13 protein-coding genes are annotated in these 18,258 nt (G+C 41.5%); 4 read left to right on the forward strand and 9 right to left on the reverse strand.

All coding sequences use genetic code 11. The annotated features are described in order from the left end of the window. Window positions 1-128: 128 nt before the first annotated feature. Window positions 129-3,149 (reverse strand): tetratricopeptide repeat protein, encoded by a 3,021-nt coding sequence (locus tag HMO_RS15375; protein WP_010298256.1) that lies wholly within the window; start codon window positions 3,147-3,149, stop codon window positions 129-131. 329 nt (window positions 3,150-3,478) lie between these two features. Between HMO_RS15375 and HMO_RS0102345 the strand changes: the two genes are divergently transcribed. After that, the gene (locus HMO_RS0102345; protein ID WP_010298259.1) at window positions 3,479-4,699 is read left to right on the forward strand and encodes a hypothetical protein; all 1,221 of its coding nucleotides are present in this window, start codon (window positions 3,479-3,481) and stop codon (window positions 4,697-4,699) included. A 282-nt stretch (window positions 4,700-4,981) separates the two neighbouring features. Here the strand turns inward: HMO_RS0102345 and HMO_RS0102350 are convergent, their stop codons facing one another. The 5 genes from HMO_RS0102350 to HMO_RS0102370 all read right to left on the reverse strand — a co-directional run bounded on the left by HMO_RS0102350 (window position 4,982) and on the right by HMO_RS0102370 (window position 10,469). Then, a complete protein-coding gene (locus tag HMO_RS0102350) occupies window positions 4,982-5,743 on the reverse strand; it encodes a hypothetical protein (protein ID WP_010298261.1) in 762 nt (253 codons plus the stop codon). Further along, window positions 5,743-7,050 (reverse strand): hypothetical protein, encoded by a 1,308-nt coding sequence (locus tag HMO_RS0102355; RefSeq protein WP_139016801.1) that lies wholly within the window; start codon window positions 7,048-7,050, stop codon window positions 5,743-5,745. The genes HMO_RS0102350 and HMO_RS0102355 overlap by 1 nt, the downstream gene beginning before the upstream one ends. 572 nt (window positions 7,051-7,622) lie before the next feature. Beyond that, window positions 7,623-8,069, reverse strand: coding sequence for a YiiD C-terminal domain-containing protein (locus HMO_RS15380; RefSeq protein ID WP_010298269.1), 447 nt, complete (start codon window positions 8,067-8,069; stop codon window positions 7,623-7,625). A 175-nt stretch (window positions 8,070-8,244) separates the two neighbouring features. Continuing rightward, on the reverse strand, window positions 8,245-9,318 hold the full coding sequence (locus HMO_RS0102365; protein WP_010298274.1) for an enoyl-CoA hydratase/isomerase family protein: 1,074 nt from the start codon (window positions 9,316-9,318) through the stop codon (window positions 8,245-8,247). A gap of 14 nt (window positions 9,319-9,332) precedes the next feature. Then, the gene (locus HMO_RS0102370; protein ID WP_010298277.1) at window positions 9,333-10,469 is read right to left on the reverse strand and encodes an acyl-CoA dehydrogenase family protein; all 1,137 of its coding nucleotides are present in this window, start codon (window positions 10,467-10,469) and stop codon (window positions 9,333-9,335) included. Window positions 10,470-10,539: 70 nt separating this feature from the next. On the opposite strand from HMO_RS0102370, the gene hemB reads away from it, so the two are divergent. Next, a complete protein-coding gene (gene hemB / locus HMO_RS0102375; RefSeq protein ID WP_010298280.1) occupies window positions 10,540-11,532 on the forward strand; it encodes a porphobilinogen synthase in 993 nt (330 codons plus the stop codon). 70 nt (window positions 11,533-11,602) lie between these two features. Here the strand turns inward: hemB and HMO_RS0102380 are convergent, their stop codons facing one another. Continuing rightward, entirely contained in the window at window positions 11,603-14,725 is a 3,123-nt protein-coding gene (locus tag HMO_RS0102380) for an ankyrin repeat domain-containing protein (protein WP_029448226.1), read from the reverse strand. Between the two features lie 200 nt (window positions 14,726-14,925). Between HMO_RS0102380 and HMO_RS17620 the strand changes: the two genes are divergently transcribed. Further along, a complete protein-coding gene (locus HMO_RS17620; protein WP_083821222.1) occupies window positions 14,926-15,096 on the forward strand; it encodes a tetratricopeptide repeat protein in 171 nt (56 codons plus the stop codon). Here the strand turns inward: HMO_RS17620 and HMO_RS0102390 are convergent. Both HMO_RS0102390 and HMO_RS0102395 read right to left on the reverse strand, forming a co-directional pair. Beyond that, window positions 15,076-15,975 carry an aminoglycoside phosphotransferase family protein gene (locus tag HMO_RS0102390; RefSeq protein ID WP_010298285.1) on the reverse strand — a complete coding sequence of 300 codons (900 nt, stop codon included), beginning with the start codon at window positions 15,973-15,975 and terminating at the stop codon, window positions 15,076-15,078. The genes HMO_RS17620 and HMO_RS0102390 overlap by 21 nt on opposite strands. A gap of 113 nt (window positions 15,976-16,088) precedes the next feature. Next, complete coding sequence (locus tag HMO_RS0102395; RefSeq protein WP_010298288.1) at window positions 16,089-16,400, reverse strand: hypothetical protein; 312 nt, start codon at window positions 16,398-16,400, stop codon at window positions 16,089-16,091. Window positions 16,401-16,990: 590 nt separating this feature from the next. On the opposite strand from HMO_RS0102395, the gene HMO_RS0102405 reads away from it, so the two are divergent. Further along, window positions 16,991-18,142: a hypothetical protein gene (locus tag HMO_RS0102405; protein WP_010298294.1), complete on the forward strand. Its 1,152-nt coding sequence runs from the start codon at window positions 16,991-16,993 to the stop codon at window positions 18,140-18,142. Window positions 18,143-18,258: the final 116 nt, after the last annotated feature.

The raw sequence follows: 18,258 nt of genomic DNA on the forward strand, positions 1-18,258 counted from the left end.
GAGTAAGAGTTATAAGGCGACTCTTTTCTTTTGGTCTAAAAGCTACTGAGCATCTGCTGGAAATTGTGCATAAGGGCTGAGAGGGCGGCAAAGGGCTTGGTGAGTGAGACCAAGCTCTTTGCCTTCACTTATGATTTTACACTGGCTTGAGAGCTGGTTTGCTTTAATATATGGAAGAAATGAGCAGCTTCTTCAACGCCGTTTTTTGCAGCGCTTTGCAACCAATGAATGGCTTTCGGAAATTCCCGCTCATCACCTTTTTCAAAATACATAATGCCTAGATTATATTGGGCACTGGCATGTCCTTGCTCTGCTGCCGCCAAGTAGAAAAGCTCAGATAATCTAAGATTCTTCTTAATACCTTTCAGATCTTGTTCATACAGCATACCTAGATAAAATTGGGCCTGGGCATATTTTTGCTTAGCGGCTTGCTTTAACCAGTACTCCGCCAAAATGTTGTCCGCCTCAATACCCCGACCCTCTTTATACATTACCCCCAGGTTGCATTGAGCCTCTTTATGGTCTTGTGCAGCTGCAGCTTGGTAACACAACACAGCTCGGGCCTCGTCCTTAGCAACTCCACTTCCTTCTCCATACATCCAGCCCAGGTTAAATTGAGCCTCTCGATGTCCTTGCTTCGCTGCTGCCTCGTACCAGAATACGGCTTGAAGCCCATCTTTAGCAATGACTTTCCCATGCTCATGCATTGCCCCCAGCTTAAATTGAGCATCTGCATATCCTTGCTTAGCGGCTTTCTTGTACCAGAGTTTAGCCAAAGCACCGTTTCTCTCAATACCGTCCTGCCCATTCTCATATACTACCCCAAGATTATATTGGGCCCCGGCAAAACCTTGACCACGCCGAGCAGATTCGATGTAATAGTACATAGCTCTGCACATATCTTTCTCAGTACCATCCCCCTTTTGATACATCCATCCTAAGTTACATTGAGCCTCTGCATGTCCTTTTGCAGCTGCTTTCTTATACCAGAACACTGCTTTACGGCTATCTTTAAGAACTTTAGTACCCTCGTGATACAATGTCCCTAAATTATATTGAGCCTCTGTCACATCCTGCTTAGCAGCTTTTTCAAACCAATATACAGCTAACCTATAATTTTTAGGAATACCTCGACCCTCCATATGCATCATCGCCAGGCAATACTGGGAATTTGCGACCCCTTGCTCGGCGGCTTTCTTAAACCAGTGAGCAGCTTGGACATAATCTGCCGGAGCTTGAACGCCCAAAAAGTACTTTACACCCAGCAGGAACTGTTCGTTTGAATCCTGCAGTTCAGGTTGAGGATGAGAGGCAAAAGCGACTTGAAGATCAGTTAGAGTAATGCCTTTGTCTTTTAAATACTGCAGCATTAAATCATCCTGATCGTCACTTTTTTCCTTTCTTACCGTCTCATTCATGGCGGCCGCAGTGCTATATTGCTTTAAGTTATTTCTTCTCAACCCGCCGGAAATTTTTTTTAGAATCCCGCTCGAAATATTTTTAACGTCCGTGTAAAGGAGTTTTATCAATGATGTATTCTTTTGTTTGCCATTTTTATACTCGAGCAAGGCACCAAAGCTAGCAAGGCCTTCTGCCGTAGTTTGCGTGTTGGTTATCTGTAAGGTTTGAAGAGATCTGTTATTCTTTAATGCTTCTGCAATGGCTTTGCTTCCCTCGTCTTTAATGGGATTATTGTCTAAGTTAAGCTCAGTCAGGGAGGTATTTGATTTTAACGCTTCTGCAATCTGGGCCGCATCTTTAGAATTAAGACCTAGCTTCACAAGAGAAAGCACCTCAAGCGTGCTCCCTAGAAGAGGTTTTAACCTACTTCCCAATCCACTAAGAGAGTAATCTTTTATAGTTAACATAAGAGCCTGAGATTGAGAGACATGCTCTGTAATAAAGGAGAATCTGCGAACCATGGTGTCTTTTGATTTCTTGTTCAGATTCCCTATACCTGTATTTTTGCCAGGACATATCACAGCAGCATTTAAGGCATACAGCTGATGAAGGATATGCGACATAGCGCTAGGGAATACTTCTCCAAGCTGCTCACCGTAACCTATAAAGGTTAATACAGACCCCTCTTGCTTTCGTTGAAGAATTTCGGCAACCTTACTACTTAATCTTTTTGAGTAGGCTGGAATAATATACTTCTCTAATAACTCTTTAAGAAATTCTTTTTCGTTGATCCGTTCTTTAAGATTTTTGAAATATAAAAAGCTGGTCTGGTTTAGCCCGTACCTTTCTTCATACTCAGCTGTGTACCCATTATTAAAGGAGGGGACCTGAATCGCCACAGCGCAGCTAACATACTCTTGACCAAGGTAACCTAAGAAAGACACTTCAGCTTCTGCTAAGATATCGTCTTGGTTTACTTTTATCTTAAGCTTCCTTTGGGCATGAAGATCAAGAACAGACGTAGGAGTCAAGGCATAAAAATCCTGCTTTTTCAATAAGGCAATGTAGAGTTTGCCAAGATATTCATTTTCCGGCACTCCTTGAGCATTATAATTAGGGCGGAGAAACTCTCCGACCATATACTTAAGGCCTAAGGCATATTTAAGGGCATGCTCTGGCCCCTGAGAGAAAGACACAAAGCAGTTCCGATGAATACCCTTCTCATTTATACTTCCAAGCTTATACTTAGGGTCTTCAGCTTCTTCGAAAAAAATCTCTTTGTAAGCTTTAAATGCCTCTAATTCTGCTGCAGTAATGTTGGTGGAGGCGCCTTTTTTATCTGGGTAGGTTTTATCGCCCAGTAATGTATGAAATCTATAATGATTATTGGTGTACGTTTGATGGAAGAGGTAATAATGCTCAGGATGCTGTTCCTTATACCTTTTAAGCGTATTGTGAACTAATTCTCCACTTCTTAATAAAAGAGCTGGGTTGTCAGGATTTGTTAGATAATTAGCTCCTATAAGCGTTCCTGCTGTGGAGGAGAATAGAGGATGACTATTCTGTTCCTGTTCACAGCTATTGATAGCGCGAGTTATATCTGAAGGTGCAAAAATACCTTTAAAGAAATGAATTCCCCGATATAGAGCAATATATTGAGTTTGAGGGGAGTCGTCGGCAGCCAGAGCCCAATAAGGCAATCCTAAAAAGAACACAAGCGCCGCAAGTTTAGTATGAAGATAGGTCATTAATTTACCCTAATAATTATAATATATTATTCTTATCGTATAACTTACAGATAAAATATACAGTTGAATAGCTAATGTTTTTTATTCTTAGTTTTAACTAGACTGTTTATAGCAAGCCTTCGTTTTAGGAGCAAGAACAAAAGTCTGCGCTGTTTCAGGCTATCGCCACGTAACCCGCATGTCTCACTGACCGACCTTGCAATCCTTAAGAGCATTTCTTACTGACAGGCCAAGGCAGGTCCTAGTAAATCCTTCGGAGAGAAATTGAGTATTTGATGATTACTTTGCTATGCTAAGGCAAACAGAACAATAATTCTTCAGAGAGATAAATGAACAAACTATTATTAATACTTCTCTTAGCTAATACTGGCATGGCTTATGATGACTTCCTTACCGACTTACTTGAAGAGAGTAATGAAAGTTTTGACCTTGCAACTTATTTCGCGACGCCCGACCATAATTTATTTAACGATAAATCTGCGGCCCTGGATGAAATAGCTACAGAGGAATGTAGTAATAAATCTTTATCAGAAGTTCCTGATCACAAAGCACCCTCAAAACCTGAAGTCGCTATTGCCATCTTGGAGGCAAGCCTTAGACAAGCGGAAGAGATACCATCCTTTTTAGCTAATACGGACAGTGCTTGTGATGATTTCCTTACCACCTTAATTAAAGAAAGCAATGAACATTTTGAGCTTTTAACCTCTGTTGGGAGGTCCGATTCTAATTTATTTAACGATAAACCTAAAACCTTGGATAAAATAGGTACGGAGAGATGTGATCACCAATCCTTAGCAGGAATTACTGATCACAAACAAACCTTAAAACATATTAGCGCTGTTCCCATCTTAGAGGCAGATCCGAGATCACCAGCCAACACCTCGTCGTTTTCTGCTGCAGAACTACCAACCAAGAGAAAGATGCTAGAAAATCCTACTCATCCTATTGCACTTCCTACCTCATCTCAGCCCCTTATAAAAAGACTTAAAGAGCAAGCACCTGTCTTGGCAGCAGCCCCCTTAGCACAGCCCTGCTTTAACGCTCAAGATCCAACAGATTTATTGAAGGAAATTAACAAAGATTTTTATCCCAAAAGAGTTTTGGAAAGAGCTCAAGCAGTTGGGATGACTGTCACCTCAGAGCTGGAAAATATTGTTCAATGCATTGGCAGAAATTTTCAAAAACCTGTGGCGGTAAAAAGCAAGGAGGCCTTATATCTTGTCCAAGCATTAAAAGACTTTTTTAAACAGAAGCCGGACCTCTATAAATTACTCAAAAATTCAGTAAAGGAAGAACTCAAGCCGTGTAAGCCTATGAGAATGGATAAAACTGAGCAATTCTACTTTGATGTATTAGCTCTCTGTTTAATAGAATATTACAATGGAGGTACAATATATGACTACCTAAATCAATATATAATTTTTAGTCCTAAGGAAGCAATGCTTCAAGAAGTCTTAATAAGACTAGGAAGAAGGGCCAACACTTTACAAGCCAAATTAAATGCTAAAAAACTCTATCGGTACCCTATTTTAGGCACTTTTCCTGAATAGGATTAAATTTTAGAAGACGGCCCTGGGCCCTCTTCTATTTATAGCCCCCTCTTCATAGGTATAAAGTGTTAAACGATGGAATTGAACTGATTTAATTTTTATCTACTCTGTGTCTTACTGAGATAATTAAGCTGAAAGATTTGCCCTTTTAGCTATTTATCAGTAGGTTTCTATGTACGAAAATTCTTTGACAAGAAATACTGCCCTCTAGGGGGATCTTTAATCTCTAATACGCCCATTTGATGGACAAGCACATTTGAGTAACGATTATAAAAACACGAACTATAAGCGCTTTTTTTCTTGTAAGGAAATCATCGGCATCAGTTCTGAATAAATGTCCTTATCAGAGCTCAAGCAGAGCTCTTCCGGATGCGCCAATATTTGAGAAGTGGCACCTTGAGAGTCAATCACTGTTGGCCGTCTGGAACGCTTCTTTATGATAGAGCGAGCCTTATCTTTGAGATAAGTAGCGACCACCCTCAAAGGTGTTCGATAATACCTTTCTTCTAGTTGTGCAATATTGGTCCGCGTCATCTGATCATACTCAGTATAAAGAGTATTAAGACGCCTCTTATACTCTATGTACGCCTCGAAGCTTGCAGGGGACGCAGGATCATTAGGGGCATTCAATAGAGTGACAAAATTTTTCTTTATTTCCGCGTAGGTGGCAGAAGAAATTCCCCGATATTGACAAAAGGATTTCTCAGCTAAATATATTCGGTGTAATTCTTTTAAGCTATCAGCTATATAAAAACTTTCAGCAAATATTAGATAGGGAATGGCTTCCTCCCCCTTTCCATCCCTCAGCAAGCTCCCTGCTTTTAAGCAAGCCATGTGGGCTCTATTAAATTCTTCAAAGTTATGAGGCAGCTGATGGTGGACAAATAAATCATCTACACAATATCCTTGCACAGCTTCTTCTATTTTTTTCCAGTAGATGCTATCCGCTGGAGACATATTATCAAAAGCCGCCGCGATTGATAAAAACGTTACAAGAAATACGGTAAAGCTTTTACCGCTTAGTCTTGCTAGTTTCTCTATCATCAGTCCCTCCCTACTGGTAATAACAGATACTGTTTATTATGTTGACTTAATAGTCCACTCAGAGTTCTACTCTCTACTTCAAACTGATCTAATATAAATTTTCGGACCCTATTAATATAAGACCTTTGGTTTAATTTTCTAATGTCATATGCCTTATTTAGCACGACACAGAGAAGGGCAATAAGGTGAGATTGCAGAGATATTTCATCCTCGCTATAAGAAGACGGCAAAAGTTTTCCTTTAAAACCCCAATCCTGATATTTATAAACTAAGTTTGTGATGTAAGGATAACTCACCACTGATACTATTATTCCTATGATCGCTGCAGCAATTTGTGTGGAGCCAATAGTGTAATAAGGAATCTTATTTGGATTGTCGTTCACAATATTAATTATTTCTTGCGTCATCAGTACGGTCGCCACACTTATCGTGCTTAGAATAAAGAATTCAACAATGCGCAAAGGTGACTCTTTTTCCTTTCTTAAGATTAGAGCGCTTTTAAGCCTTTTTGCTAAGTTACGGTAAACTTTTAAATATTCTTCAGGAGTAGCAGTATTATACAATAAAATATTTTCAAGAATTTTTAAATCATTCCAGCTTGTTTCACCTTTTATAGCATGGGTTTTTATATAATGAAAAAGAGCTTCGTCAGGGGCCGCTATAATATCTCTGCGGATTAATAACTGATTTCTGTCGACCAGTGTTTTTTGCCACTGAATATTTTCTAAAAGAAAATTTGTCGCCCGACTGTAGAGTTTTTGACTCGAAGAGTCTAATAGATTACAAATAATACGATGATACTGAGTATTATAACTTTCCGGCTGAATCTTTTCTGCTAATACATACCCTAGGAAATAACTTGCAAACGCGTTTTCTTTATTGATTAATTCTTTCCACAGCTGGGATAACTCTTGATAGACGGCTTTTCTTAACTCAATATTCTCTGACTCAAATAATTCCTGCCTGGAATTACCAGAATAAGAGAGCAAATTATCCTCTCCGTCAGTTTCAGTCAAAGCTGCTAAATTATCACCTTTTATAATCTGGTTAATATAATTTTCGTAACCTTTGAAAAACTGAGCCTCATCGTCTGCTTTAAAGGTGGGGCGACTTGTATTCCAAATGTTTAAGAATTCATCCGCCTCTTGTTGTAGCGGTGTTTTAAATGATGCAGCCGAGGAACTAGAGGAAGAACTCCCAACTTGTGTACTGGATATATGGGCTGCTTGTGATAATGTAAAATTTAAAAATAAACAGGCACCCCAAAAATAAACTATTTTTGACAACTTCATCATATACTTCTTCATTTAAGTTAAAACTTTGTCTTATATATTCGGAGCTGCATTATAAAGTAAGAAATATTATTAAGATTTTCTGCCCGTTTCTCTCTTATTTATTGCTTACTGTTATAAAATATAGGTTTTAAGAGGCTAATTTTAGAAACTTGAGGGTATACAGCACCTAATCAATTGTTATAGATCAAGACATAATTTGTTGCTGTCTAGGAAAACCTCACAAATTTTACATGTACAGAGATCAATTTTTCTTGTTAGCTCGTTTAGGAATATTGCTAATTTGCTAGCCTATACTATTTTCAGCGGTAATTTAAGAATTTGCAGCGTCATTTAAATATTCTGCCTTCAAGGCGGCACCGTTTCTCCCTCGCATCTGTAACTCTAGTATAGCCATGCTGATAGCCTAATTTTTCCCCTTAACCCCATCAACCAGTAACTGCGTTACCTGATCACCCTTCTCGCGGACTTAGAGGAGCTTTAAGGGCTGTAGGGTGAGTAAGGGCTTGTCTTCACAAGCTGAAGACATTTATTCTAAGACCTGAGGGAGAAGACTACTGTGGAAATAGTTCTCCTCTTTTCAGGATTTATTTACGAACGGCGACAAACTCGGAAACTGATTCAAATGCTAAGGCTTCTTCCTCATACACAGTGGCCGCCAACGTTAGACGAGCCTTGCCTTTGCGATTAAAAGTTTTTAAGAACATGTCAAGATCTTTACCGGTGGGGGCTAAACAGGAAACCTTAAAATCAGAAACAACCGGAGTTGAAAATCGTGTCTGACTTGTATGGATGAAAACAATCGCTTCCTGATTATGGCGCTTTAACAAAGAGTCAACAACAGCCCAACTGCATAAGGAGGCTATGCTAAATAAACTTCCTCCAAAAGCAACACCTTTATCATTGATATTCGCTGATAAAGGTGCCTTCAGGGTTATACCCTGTTCCGAAGCTTCAACAATTTCGATATTCATAGCTTGGGCTACAGGAACTTTTTCAGCCATAAACTTTTGAAAAAACTGTTCATACGACATGATATTGACTCCTGATCATCTGTTTGGATATTCCACATCATTGTCATACCATACCCCATAGCTGGGGTGAATTTCTAGTCATTCTTCACGTAAATTAGGGGGCTTATTGACGCAGATTGTGCGTTATCACCCCATCCTCTATCTTTTTAAGATTATCCTAGGCCTCGTGACTTTCTTAGATAAGAATTAGCTCTTTTGCGCCTAGCTCCTTGAAATAAGCCTTGACTTCAATATCGTCGACTTGGCTAATGTGGCTCGGCTGCCACTTTGGCTCGTTATCCTTATCGATCAAGAGCGCTCGAATCCCTTCAAAAAAATTATAATTGTCGACAAAGCTTTGGCTTAAGCGAAATTCAACGGGTAAGCACTGTTTTAATGATAACCCTTTATTATTCTGTAAAAGAGTAAAAGTGATAGCCATACTTAAGGGGCACTTCTTGCTCAGATTGCGCGCCCATTCATAAGCTTTGGCATTTTCACTTTGATATAGCTTTGCAAGAATTTCATGGAGCGAGCTCTGGCCAAAGATGTCATCAATTAATTGCTGATGTGTCGATAAAGTCGCAATAGCCGCCACCTCATTGACAGAGGTAAGAATGGCATCAATCTCAACAGTTGATTGTGCCTGGGTTAATGCTAAGCGCAGGTCTGCCATTTTAGTGGACGACAGATAATGGGTGGCAATGCCACAATAAATAGCATCTTCACCGCTAATTTTCTCACCGGTGATGGCCAAAAACATTCCTATATAACCCGGGCATTGGTTCAAAAAGTAGCTGGCTCCGACGTCAGGGAAAAAACCAATCGTTGTTTCCGGCATCGCCATAACTGTGCGCTCTGTGACAATACGATGAGAACCATGAGCTGAGATTCCTAAACCACCCCCCATACAAATTCCGTCAATTAAAGAAATATACGGCTTAGGATACTGGCTGATATAATAGTTAAGCTGATACTCCTCACGGAAAATAGCATCATTATAGTCTCTATTTCCTTCTAAGCGGGCTTGATAGACAGAGCGGATATCACCGCCAGCACAAAAAGCCTTCTCCCCTACTCCTTCTACAATGACACAAGCAATAGCGTCATCCTGCTGCCACTGTTTCAGGGCCTTATGAATCTCGCGAATCATTGTTAAGTTCAATGAGTTCAACGCTTTGGGGCGGTTCAAGGTAATAATACCGGCGTTTCCTTGAGTGGAGATAAGAACTTCTGATTCTATATCTTCTAGTCGTGCTACAGCTTCCATGTTCTTTCCTTTATTTAGTCTAATACTTTACGAGCGATAATATGCCGCATAATTTCATTGGTCCCCTCCAAGATCTGGTGCACCCGTAAATCACGCACTAAACGCTCAACCTGATACTCACGAATATACCCATATCCGCCGTGAAGCTGTAACGCTTCATTTACCACCTTAAATCCGACATCCGTCGCAAAACGCTTAGCCATGGCACAGTAAAGGGTTGCCTCGGGATCTTTTTGACTTAGCATAAATCCAGCTCGATAGACCATGAGACGAGCGGCCGATAATTCCGTCTCCATATCAGCAATTTTAAATTGCAAGGCTTGGAAGTCGGCTAATTTCTGCCCAAACTGGCGTCGTTCTTTAATATAAGCTTTGGCAAGATCCAGGGCCCGCTGTGCTCCTCCTAAAGAGCAAGCAGCAATATTGATGCGGCCCCCATCTAGCCCGGTCATGGCAATTTTGAAGCCATCGCCTTCATTGCCTAAGCGGTTGCTAATGGGGATGCGGCAGTCATCAAAATTGACAACACAGGTTGGCTGGGAACGCCACCCCATTTTTTCTTCCTTTTTCCCAAAACTAAGACCGGGTGTTCCCTTTTCAACAATGACAGCGGAAACGCCCTTGGCCCCGGCGTCACCCGTGCGTACCATTACCAGATAGAGATCACTGACTCCGCCCCCAGAAATGAAAGCCTTTGCGCCGTTGAGCACATAACAGTCGCCATCTCGTTCCGCTTTGGTTTTTAAGGATGCCGCGTCAGAACCACTGGCAGGCTCAGTTAAGCAATAACTGGATAACCACTGCAGGGAGGAAAGCTTAGGCAGCCATCGCTGTTGCTGCTCCTTAGTCCCAAAACGCTGAATCATGCCTCCGACCATATTATGAATGGAAAGGTAAGCTGAGCTAGCAACACAGCCTTGGGCTAAGGCTTCAAAGATGAGAGCTCCGTCTAAGCGGGTTAGATTACAACCACCGAATTCTTCCCCAATAAATAGGCCCGCAAACCCTAAGGTGGCTGCCTGACGCAGGGTGGCGACAGGGAAAAACTCTTTAGCATCCCATTCGGCTGCAAAAGGTTGAAGATGCTCAGCAGCAAAGGCTTCTGCCATTGCCTTAATTTGTGATTGTTCTGAATTGAGATAAAAATCCATGGTGCATAATTAGATAAAATTATATAGGATTAGCTTAACCACTGTTAATCAAAAACAAAAGGGTGAATTTATGGTCATAGGAGCATTTCCCAATACCCGCTTAAGACGCTTACGCCAATCTGCTTGGATGCGAGATTTATGCTCAGAGAATGATTTAACCCCCAGTGACCTTATTTTGCCCATCTTTGTGCGCGAGCCTGAAACGTCGCCGCATATCCCGAGCATGCCGGGTGTTCTGCGATTAACCTTAGATGAATTGATTGACGTGGTCCACCAGGCCGCCGACGCAGGGATTCCCGCCCTCGCCCTCTTCCCGACCACGCCTGTCGAATTAAGATGTCCCGACGGCAGTGAGGCTTTAAATCCAGACAATTTAATTTGTCGAGCCATTCAAACTATTAAATCTCTTAATTTGAATATTGGTGTTATTACTGACGTGGCCCTGGATCCTTACACAGATCACGGCCATGACGGTGTTATTATTAATGGACGGGTGGATAACGAAGCCACCATTGAGATTCTCCAGCAGCAAGCTTATATTCAAGCTAAAGCGGGTGCAGACGCTTTAGCGCCGTCTGATATGATGGATGGTCGCATCCTGGCGTTGCGCCACTATCTAGATGATCGGGACTATGCGGACTGTCTTCTCATCAGTTATGCAGTTAAATATGCCTCTAGCTTTTACGGCCCTTTCCGGCAAGCCGTCGGCGTTCAGCAGCTGAGCGGCCTAAAAGATAAAAAGACCTATCAAATGAATCCCGCTAACAGTGATGAAGCTATGCGTGAAATTGCTCAAGACATTCAAGAAGGGGCCGATATGATTATCATCAAGCCCGGCATGCCCTACCTTGATGTAATGCAACGCGCAGCAGCACAGTTTAACATCCCCCTCCTGGCCTATCAAGTCAGCGGCGAATACGCGATGATTAAAGCTGCAGCTCAAAATGGCTGGCTGGAAGAAGAACGGACCGTATTAGAATCATTGATTGCATTTAAGCGCGCGGGGGCCCATGGCATATTAAGCTATTTTGCCTTAGAGGTTGCCCAGAACTTGTCCGCATAAATGAGATAGCGCTTGAATAAGCGCTAAAACCCTATACCCTTCCTCCTTAAAGATTCTAGAACTTATCTTTCTAGATAGAAGTAGGAGAGAAAGTTTCCTCTTTAGCCATCAATTTTCGTTCCAGCAACGCTGCAATTGAATCAAAGTTGAGTGAGCGAGCAATATCTATGATATTTCTTCCCTGTTTATCGCGATGATTAATATCTGATCCCCATTCTACTAACAATACAATGAGCTCGTAAGCTTTATTCTCTACCGCTTTAAATAGCGGTGTTTGACCATCCTTATCTTGTTGATTAATATTCGCTCCTCCCGCTATTAATAACTCAGCACTTTTTATGTTATTGTTAATAGCAGCAGCGAACAAAGCGGTAAATCCCTTCTCATTGGTAGCATCAATTTGAGCATTTCGTTTAATTAATAGCTCAACCAAAAATTTAGAATCATGATAGGCTGCCGCCATTAGTGGCGCTACCCCGTTGCTGTTTCTGTGGTTAACATTTGCTCCTCGTGTTATTAACAACTCACCAATCTGATAAGCGTCTTTCTCTGCTGCAATAAATAGTGGTGTTTGACCATAATTATCTTGATGGTTAATATCTGCTCCTTTGGCAATTAACATCTCAGCAATTTGTAGGTTATTGTTAATAACAGCACAGAGTAGAGGGGTCAATCCATCTTCATTTGCAGCATCAATTCGGGCATTTCGCTCCAATAATAATTTAACAATAAATTCAGAATTATTATAGGCTGCGATCATTAAGGGTGTTTGACCATAATTATCTTTTGCATCAACATCTTTGGTTTTCTCAAGAAGAATTTCTACGGCACTTTCTGCATTTTTCATAATTGCTATACTCAACGGCATCCATCCAGAGGTATCTCTTGCATCCACTTGTGCCCCATTAGCAATCAAAAGTTCAACCGCGTCGACCGCATTATAACCAGCAGCCATATGCAATGGTGTTTGCTTTATAAAATTCTCATCATTAATATTGGCACCTATATCAAGTAGCCTTTTTATAACTCTTGTTGCATTTTCCGTACACGCTCTGAAAAGAGCCGTATTTCCTTTCGCATCTCGATGATGAATATTAGCACCTTTCGCAACTAGCCTTGTAAGCGTTTGCAGTGAATTTGCTACTGCAACATTAAATACAGGGGTTTGTTCATGAGAGTTGGGAGGGTTAACCTCAGCCCCATAGTCTAGCAGCATTTCAATGGAGGCAGGCTGGTTTCTTTCAGCCAGAATATGAAGAGCGGTATCGCCATCTTTATCCCGTTGATCAATTTCAGCACCATTCTTGAGTAATAATTGTAGTGCTTGCCGGGCATCCTGTATCGCAGCTATATGTAATGGTGTTTGAAGATCAAACATCTCCTTTGCATCAATAGCTGCTCCTTTATCAAGAAGCAATTGAATTATCTGAGCATTATCTGTTGCTGCAGCTAAATGGAGATAGGTTAAGCCTCCTTTGGTAAAATTTGTCTGATTAGGTTTGACATACTCAAGCAATTTATCAATTTTTGGATATTGCCCCATAATAGCCCAGTCAATCGCTGTTTGTCCCCAATTGTCTAGCGCAAAAGAAGAGCATTTTTGCTTAAGGAGTTTTACAATAGACCAGGGTGCGCCGAAGTAGACAGCCACCATGAGCAAGGTGCGTCCATATCTATCTGTTTCAGATACAAACTCTGTTTGCTTAAGACTTTGCTTGAATAGCTTTTTTGTAAGGGGTGCAAATTTTTGCAGTTTTGCTAGGGCAAAAAGCAATCCCTTATCAGAAATTTCTGGATTAGCATTATGGGCAAGCAACAATTCAACAATTGTACTTTGACCTGTCTGAATCGCCAGCTCAAGAGGAGACAATAAGAATGATGCCTCTAAGGAATTAAGCAGAGAGTTCTGGCGGAGATCTTTGACAGGGTTATTTACCACAGCCGGCTCAAAACTTAAGATCTTTTCTAAGGATTTGGAATAACCGCGAATAATAAACAAGGAAATAAGATTTTCTAAATCAAATAGATTTTCAGCCACCCGTAGATCAATCTTATTATCTTGCAAACTTCTCGCTTTAAGATCATCTAACTCTTGCTGTCTAAAATTCTTATTTTGCCTTAGGTAATTATTAATGCTTTCTAAGAATTGTTCTATCTCTGCTTCCTTAAAGGCAGCCTTAATATCCAGAACACCGCGACCAATCTTGAAGCCTAACTTATCATTCTTTCGCGCTGAGCGTAAAAGTATATCAATATACTTCTCAGGCGTATATCGCCAAGCTGGAAAAGCCTCCATTAATAAGGCTAGAGCCCCAGAAACAATGGGGGCTGAAAAGGAAGTTCCAGTGTGGGCCTCTCGCCTTGAGCCTGGTATACCGACCAAGATCTGACTTCCTGGGGTACATATAAAACGATCAAAGGAAGGCAAAGAATAATTACTACTGCTGGCTAATTGTTCATAGCCCTGACTGTAATCTAGATTACCAATAGCAATCATTCTACCTTGCGTCTCTTCTTCAATGAAACGCTGTAAGCCTAAAGAAACTTCTGTCCCCCTATTACCAGCCGACTTAACAATTAAGATGCCTTTTAGGGCAAGTTTTTTAACTTCTTGGGCATAAGAATCATAAGCCATATGATAAGTATCCCAATCAGAATCCTTTTGCTTAGATTTACTCGCGAGAAACCCGCTTGAAACATTTAAGATCTCATATTGACCACTCAAAGAGAGCCTTCGATCTTGAAAACGAAGCTCTGAGGCTGGGGCTACTGCATGAATTACACTTGTTACTGCGGTACCATGCGAGAAATCCTTCCCCACCTTTAAGAAGTTCAGCTTCGCACCATCTGCTCCAAATAAATCATGATTCCAATCAATACCAGATTCCAGAATTCCAACGCTTACTCCTTTACCTGTTGCTTTGCTATGAATTTCTGGAAGTGAAAGAAGAAGTTCAAAGTCGACTATTTGCTCTGTCTTTTTATTCCTATCAGTATAGGTGCCCAGAAAAGGGTACTCTTGGCTTACATTCTTAAAGCTATTATGGCGCCCCAATCGCTTTGATCTAAGGACTACGGCCTGGCTATTTCCCGAAGAGGAAGACATACTTTCAACTGGCTGTTCCATTGCATACATCAGATTGGTTTTTAAGATGCTGACAAGAAACAGTAGTTTAAAGGAATTTACTTTCAAGATTATTTAACCTATTTTCGTAGAGCTTACACTTTTATCTCTTGCCTGATAGATGGTCACTGTTTTAATATTTTCAAGTAATATTTCAAGTCACGGCCTGTCTATTTATTTTTATAAAATCTGCGCCGACCCTATTACCTGTAATTAATGGAGCTTCTTAGCAATTTTATTGCCTTATTTGGTAAACCAGTGCGCCCTCTTTGGCTGCCATACATCAAAGTTTAAGAAAGACTCAGGCTTATATTGGGTTAGGTAATCTTTATAGTGCTCAGCGTGATAACAGAGAAGCATTGCCCTATTTTGAAAAGGCTCTCGAAATTAGCCTAAGTGAGAAATGGCGCAGTTTAGCTTCATGTTTCATTCTCATTTAAGAGATTTAAAATTATGGTTGCTTGCAATAAAGCGTCAGGGCTATTCTGGTCCTCTATCTGGCACAATTCAAAGGTTGCTTTCCATAAAGCCCACGCCCGAGCTCGAAGCCAAGTATTTGCATCCAATCCCATCTCCTTTATGAAAATCTCACGTGCTTTCCCCGCTAAATAAGTCCAAGCAATTACAAGATCGCCGGCAGGATCACCAATAGCGATGCCCCCAAAATCAATGATCGCAGAGAGTTTGCCATTATTCATGAGTATATTTCCGATGGTAAGATCCCCATGAATCCATACCGGCGGATTGTTCCATTGCGTAGCGCAAGCTCGTTCCCATAAATTAAGAGCTTTATTACTATCTATAATTCCTCTTAGCTTTGCTATCTGTTCACGGGCGTCTTTATCGTAAACACTCAAGTGGTCACCGCGCCAGCAGTTATGCTGGCCAGGTGCTGGTCCTGGAATATCTGTGATGACCTGAAGTTCCTTTAAAAAGATGGCTAAGTCAAAGGCAATCAGCTCCTTCTCCCTCTCACTTAATGTCAAAAGGTTGATACTTTTCCCAGGCAACCATTTATAAAGGGAAAATGGATAAGGATAGCTTGTGGAAGGAGTTCCCATCCTAAGGGGAGCTGGGATGCTAATACTCAGGTGTTGCGCTAACTTGGTTAATAGCTCTTGTTCCTTAGGAACTTTTAGCGCATAGCTCTCTGCTGTCGGCATGCGGATAAGCATATTATCCCCAAGCCTATAGGTACGGTTATCATGACCTTGCTTTTCAACTTCACTTACAGGCAAATGGGCATATTCAGGGAATTGCTCGATAATAAGCTGATGAGCAAGCCCAACTGTTGGGATGAATCGTTTAATAATCATCATTATTGCATCTTCCTCACTATGCCCGTCTGAGGTTTGAATTTATTGATGCGGATTCTCTCCCATCCGAGTCTTTGGTAAGACGTCTGAAACTAAATATTGATAGTGCCTCAGAATTAATGAAATACCTCAACAAATTTAATGATTCTATTTTCATTGTTAAACTGAAGATAACCAGAAATCTTATGATCTCCTTTTTTATCATCAGCCTTAATTAGTTCTGCGTTGCATCGCAAGATGGCAAGATCATCTTTAATAATTTCCTCAGTGACGGGTAAAATAAAGAAGGTTCTTGTTTTTGAGGCATCCATCCTCTCATACGTTTCGAAAAACTCTTGAGTGTTGTTGGCGATGGTCTTATCATTTACAATCAAGAGCGCATCTTTAGCAAAAAACTTTTCTATATCAGCAAGGGTGATGGTTCTCATCTTATCTCTCAAAATAGTATTATGCCACTAGAGAAAATCATTGATTATAACTTTCCTTGAAGAGAGGTCTTCAGACGGAAGTTGAGTACAATTACTTAAAGCAAGAATCAAGCTTAAAGGGGCAAGGACGTTAGAAAATCTCATTTAGCTATTCCTTTAACGCAGCAAAATAATGCTTCTCATTATAAGAGCTTTAATAAGTAAAACACCGGCTATATTGCTACCACCATAACTTTTGTTCGGTCAATTAATACATAATCCAACATTATTTTTCTGACTCAATTATATCCCAATGCAAGCTTGCTTAGATGACCTTGAGCATGGCTTTTAACTCATTTTATCACGTTCGACTCTATCCGATGCAAGCCTTAAACCATACTAAATGGTTAAGCAGTTTAATGCTTGCTGTATATCGGTCATCCCCTCTTTTATAACGAACCTAAGCAAGGCGAGATATGTTTAAAATTAATCTCCCCCGCTGACAGCAAACCAGGTCCCTCGGTAATTATCCAAGATTTTTAGTTAAATTAACCATCTTTTAAGGTGAAACACTTTAAAATTGTGATAGAAAATGGAAAAGGATCCAGACCATGAATAAGGTATTCGCATTATTTATCACAGTAATCCTTAGCTCCTGTCCCTTAAGTGCGGCTCAGTTTGGGCCTGGAAATGTTGGAAACGCTCAAGGCATGGGGGGCGGAGGATTTGGGAATGGCGATGGATTCGATCAGGGCAGTGATAATGGCGGGGGAATAGATGGTCCAGATGATATGGATAATCTTCAACCGCCCGCTGGTAATAATTCTCCGCCCTCTAACATGCCTCAAAGAGGGGGACCAACCTCAAGGCCGCCCGTTGGCATGGATGGTGGAGATTATGGAGATCCAAACGATCCCAGCGGCATAAATGATGATGGCAATGATTTAAATAATGCCGGCAGCTCAGCCTACGCGGCTTCCGCTCCAGGCGCAGGGCCCAATGCTGCAAATCCGCAAGGCGGCAGCCATCAACAAAAGTTAAAAGGGATGGATTACGTTCGTCAGTTGCAAAATGCCCTCCTGGAAGGTAATAAGAAAAGCTTATGTGATGAAGGCGGAGTGTGCCGAAAGAATTTTGGTGAAGGGTGCAAAAGCTCAAAGAACTTTCTCTCGGTGTGTGCGACAATTTGCAGCGATATTGCCGAGTTCCGCGGCTCCCATTGCCTGAGTGGCGGCGCGAAACGTTACAAAATGAATCCGCAGACCATGGTTTACAACGCCCGTCCAGATAAGCAGAAACCTGCGGAAACCACAGCACAACATATTGCGATCCAACTTCGTGAGGGCCGTAAAGCCTTAAGGGATGACAAGCGTCTATTCTTCAATACCTTTTGCACGCCTCCCGCCGTTCAAATGATTCCTGACAATGATCGCACTGAACTTGCTTTAGCATGCTTGGACTTCCTTTATAATGGCTATCCGCCAGAGTCAGCAGTGACTCAAGTAAAAACTAACGCTTTTGTTCAAGCGCCCCAGGCTCCCACAATGTGCCCAACGGTACAGCCTCAACCAGCACCACCCCCGCCGCCTCCCGCTCCTCCACCTGCTCCTGCCCCTGCCACTAATGATGATGTGGCCACCCCCCTAGGGGGATTAGCGAATGCTGGGGTTGATAAAGGAGCACAATACGATGGGAAGCTACCGGCAATTGTCGAGGACAAGGAAGGGGGAGAAGAAGATTGTGATGAACCTAAAAAAAAGTAAAGAAGAACCCCGTAAAACGTAAAGCAAAGGGGAAGAAAAAACCTGCCTCCAAACCAGCTGCGTCAGCACCTGCCCCTCAGCCTAGTGGGGCGCCAGCATCCCCTGCGGCGGCACCA

The sequence above is a fragment of the Candidatus Odyssella thessalonicensis L13 genome, assembly GCF_000190415.1.
Lineage (GTDB): Bacteria > Pseudomonadota > Alphaproteobacteria > Paracaedibacterales > Paracaedibacteraceae > Paracaedibacter > Paracaedibacter thessalonicensis.

Coding starts and splice junctions, on each gene's coding strand:
- HMO_RS15375 (WP_010298256.1), bottom strand. CDS start 3,149: ATGACCTATCTTCATACTAAACTTGCGGCGCTTGTGTTCTTTTTAGGA.
- HMO_RS0102345 (WP_010298259.1), top strand. CDS start 3,479: ATGAACAAACTATTATTAATACTTCTCTTAGCTAATACTGGCATGGCT.
- HMO_RS0102350 (WP_010298261.1), bottom strand. CDS start 5,743: ATGATAGAGAAACTAGCAAGACTAAGCGGTAAAAGCTTTACCGTATTT.
- HMO_RS0102355 (WP_139016801.1), bottom strand. CDS start 7,050: ATGAAGAAGTATATGATGAAGTTGTCAAAAATAGTTTATTTTTGGGGT.
- HMO_RS15380 (WP_010298269.1), bottom strand. CDS start 8,069: ATGTCGTATGAACAGTTTTTTCAAAAGTTTATGGCTGAAAAAGTTCCT.
- HMO_RS0102365 (WP_010298274.1), bottom strand. CDS start 9,318: ATGGAAGCTGTAGCACGACTAGAAGATATAGAATCAGAAGTTCTTATC.
- HMO_RS0102370 (WP_010298277.1), bottom strand. CDS start 10,469: ATGGATTTTTATCTCAATTCAGAACAATCACAAATTAAGGCAATGGCA.
- hemB (WP_010298280.1), top strand. CDS start 10,540: ATGGTCATAGGAGCATTTCCCAATACCCGCTTAAGACGCTTACGCCAA.
- HMO_RS0102390 (WP_010298285.1), bottom strand. CDS start 15,975: ATGATGATTATTAAACGATTCATCCCAACAGTTGGGCTTGCTCATCAG.
- HMO_RS0102395 (WP_010298288.1), bottom strand. CDS start 16,400: ATGAGAACCATCACCCTTGCTGATATAGAAAAGTTTTTTGCTAAAGAT.
- HMO_RS0102405 (WP_010298294.1), top strand. CDS start 16,991: ATGAATAAGGTATTCGCATTATTTATCACAGTAATCCTTAGCTCCTGT.